Below are 3,099 nucleotides of genomic sequence, written 5' to 3' on the forward strand. Positions count from 1 at the left end.
AAGACAAGAAAGCGCAATGATTCCTACCGTTATTGAAACCACAGGCCGGGGCGAACGCGCCTTCGATATCTACTCCCGACTACTCCGGGAAAGAATCGTCTTTTTGGGACAAGAAGTAACCAGCGACCTAGCTAACCTAATCGTCGCCCAATTACTCTTTCTAGAAGCAGAAGACCCCGAAAAAGATATTTACCTGTATATCAACTCCCCCGGGGGTTCCGTTTCGGCTGGATTAGGGATTTTTGACACCATGAATCAAATCCGTCCCGATGTCAGCACCATTTGTATTGGTTTAGCTGCCAGTATGGGGGCTTTTCTCCTCAGCGCCGGCAAACCGGGCAAAAGAATGAGCCTACCCAACTCGCGGATCATGATTCACCAACCCCTCGGCGGCGCCCAAGGTCAGGCCACCGATATCGAAATTCAGGCCAAAGAAATTCTCTATCTCAAACAATTACTCAATCAACACCTAGCTAGTCATACGGGTAAACCTCTCGACCTCATCGCCGAGGATACGGAAAGGGATTTCTTTATGTCCGCCGAAGAAGCTCTAGACTATGGTTTAATCGATCAAGTCATCGATCGCAGTCCTTCCGCTTCTAACCCTCCCAGTAAATAGTTATGATCGGGTAGGCCCTGTCTACCCAGATTTTTGTAAATATTTAGTAAGCGGAAATTAATCATCGATCGTCGTTATTAATATTAAATAACAGTGAAAAGTTCTAGCGGATTGGGTTAAGATCGAGACGTAACCCGAAAAAAATTGCAACAGGAATCGGTAGAAACACCCGGTGGGTTATTAACGGAAATTTTTTTACTGGCAATCCCTATGAACTATCATCCACCCTCACAGCCCCTGCCCGCCCCCTGTATTATTGATTCTGGCGTGGTCATCGCTAAAGAAGATATGCGTCGTCTCCTCGATGATCTCGGACGAGTTCGCTACATCCATAGTCTCGAAGGAGTGATTCAGAGTGAAGGGGAGGGATGGATACTAGAAGTTTTCGCCGATTATCAGCAAAGCACCCTAGTTGCCAACTACAGTCTTTATCTCAATACCTATAGCTTCGATTATCTACGTTTAAACCGCTCTCCCGACGGTGAAACCTATTTTGATCTGATCCAAGACAATCGGCAATTACGGCTAATTCCCCTGAGTAATCCACTGCAAGACCCCGAGATGAAAGCCCGTCTCAATGCCGATACCCTCGAAGCCATGGTTACTCAGGTACTTTCTGCTAAGTGGGATGTGCAGTTTGAAGACGAAGACGACAACGATTGCCCCTTTTAGGCAGCGAGCAAAAATACTGATAACTGATAACTGATAACTGAAACAGTGGGATTTTCCTTTGAATTAATCGCCCAGTGTCCCCAAACTGGTGCGCGGGTTGGGGTTTGGCATACTCCCCACGGACCGGTAGAAACACCCCGTTTTATGCCCGTGGGAACTTTAGCGACGGTGAAAGGTTTGACCCCCGCTCAAATCGCCAGCACGGGGGCGCAAATGATTCTCGCTAATACCTATCACCTGCATCTGCAGCCCGGAGAAAGTATTATCGAGAAAGCGGGAGGTTTACACGATTTTATGGCGTGGAATCAGCCAATATTAACAGATTCGGGTGGATTTCAGGTATTTAGCCTTAGTCAACTGCGGCAAATTAAAGAGTCGGGAGTCACCTTTCGATCGCCCCGGGACGGTAGAATCATCGAAATTACGCCAGAAAAATCGATTCAGATTCAAAATGCCCTCGGTGCTGATGTCATTATGGCCTTCGATGAATGTCCCCCCACGGGAGTCAGTCATGAGACCATGAAAGCATCCATAGAACGCACCTATCGCTGGTTAGAGCGCTGTCTGGGGGCCCATCAACGACCTCAAGAACAGGCCTTATTCGCCATAGTGCAAGGGGGAATCTATGAGGATTTACGGGCAGCGGCGGCGGAATCTTTAGTAAAACTCGATTTACCCGGTTATGCCATCGGGGGCGTGAGTGTGGGGGAAGAAACGAGCCTAATTCATCGCATTGTCCAGATAACTGCCCCTTTACTCCCCGAAAATAAACCCCGTTACCTGATGGGAGTGGGAACCTATGGAGAAATGGCCAAGGCGATCGCTAGTGGCATAGATCTGTTTGATTGCGTTATTCCCACCCGTTTTGGTCGCCATGGCACGGCTTTGGTGCGGGGGGAGCGTTGGAACCTAAAAAATGCCCGTTTTAAGGAGGATTTCGCCCCTTTAGACGAGACTTGTCCCTGTTACACCTGTCAACACTTTAGCCGTGCCTATCTCAATCATTTAATTAAATCGGGGGAAATGTTGGGTTATATTCTCTTATCTCTGCACAATATCGCCGAATTAATCAGATTTACCCGTGAAATTCGTCAATCTATCCTAGGGGGGACTTTTACCCAAGATTTTGCCCCTTGGCTTGAGGATGCCGTAGATGTTACCCCAACGTGATAAAATTTCAGGAAACGTTTAAAAATTTTCTTGTCAAGGTAGATAGAGAGATGGAAACTGCACTTTTGTTGGCCAAATTGCCGGAAGCATACCAAATTTTCGACCCCTTAGTCGATGTCTTGCCCCTGATTCCCCTATTTTTCCTCTTGCTGGCCTTTGTTTGGCAAGCATCCGTCGGTTTTAAATAAATCGACTCTCAATTATCAGTTATCAGTGAGCAGTTATCAGTTATCAGATTTGAGTTTTAAGTGAGTGGTATTAAGTGAGGAGTACGAAATGACATTAACACTGCTGTCTTTTCACTGATTACTGTTTACTGTTTACTGTTTACTGAAAAAGCTTCCCAGATTAAAACAAAGTCCAGGTTAAATCAGCATCAGTCAAGTCCACATCTTCTAAAATTGCCCCGCGCAAATCGGCATAACTGAGATCCGCACCCCGGAAACTGGCCCCGGTGAGATCGGTAATAAATCCGTCTCTTTCGGGACTAGCACGAAAATTAACCCGGCAAAGTCGGCAATCAGCGAAATTAGCTCGATATAACAGGGAGCCGCTCAGATTGGCATAGTTGAGATCGGCTCCGCAAAAGTTAGTTTTGCCTAAGTCCGTGCGTTGGTCGGAAGTGGAGCGAAAATCCG

5 protein-coding genes are annotated in these 3,099 nt (G+C 46.9%); 4 read left to right on the top strand and 1 reads right to left on the bottom strand.

The genetic code is table 11. The features are described 5' to 3' along the window. Window positions 1-16 precede the first annotated feature (16 nt). The 4 genes from clpP (at window position 17) to PX484_RS11915 (ending at window position 2,649) form a co-directional block, all read left to right on the top strand. Window positions 17-619: an ATP-dependent Clp endopeptidase proteolytic subunit ClpP gene (clpP, locus tag PX484_RS11900; protein WP_002758513.1), complete on the top strand. Its 603-nt coding sequence runs from the start codon at window positions 17-19 to the stop codon at window positions 617-619. Between the two features lie 210 nt (window positions 620-829). After that, the gene (locus PX484_RS11905; RefSeq protein WP_043997955.1) at window positions 830-1,291 is read left to right on the top strand and encodes a hypothetical protein; all 462 of its coding nucleotides are present in this window, start codon (window positions 830-832) and stop codon (window positions 1,289-1,291) included. Between the two features lie 45 nt (window positions 1,292-1,336). Continuing rightward, window positions 1,337-2,461, top strand: a complete 1,125-nt coding sequence (gene tgt, locus PX484_RS11910; protein WP_287709501.1) for a tRNA guanosine(34) transglycosylase Tgt — start codon at window positions 1,337-1,339, stop codon at window positions 2,459-2,461. A 50-nt stretch (window positions 2,462-2,511) separates the two neighbouring features. Further along, on the top strand, window positions 2,512-2,649 hold the full coding sequence (locus PX484_RS11915) for a photosystem II reaction center protein K (RefSeq protein ID WP_008206475.1): 138 nt from the start codon (window positions 2,512-2,514) through the stop codon (window positions 2,647-2,649). Window positions 2,650-2,809: 160 nt separating this feature from the next. Here PX484_RS11915 and PX484_RS11920 read toward each other — a convergent pair. Next, window positions 2,810-3,099, bottom strand: a 290-nt coding sequence (locus PX484_RS11920) for a pentapeptide repeat-containing protein (protein ID WP_288103998.1), incomplete at its 5' end; no start/stop codon positions are given.

The sequence above is a fragment of the Microcystis sp. M49636_WE2 genome (genome assembly GCF_030065375.1).
Lineage (GTDB): Bacteria > Cyanobacteriota > Cyanobacteriia > Cyanobacteriales > Microcystaceae > Microcystis > Microcystis aeruginosa_C.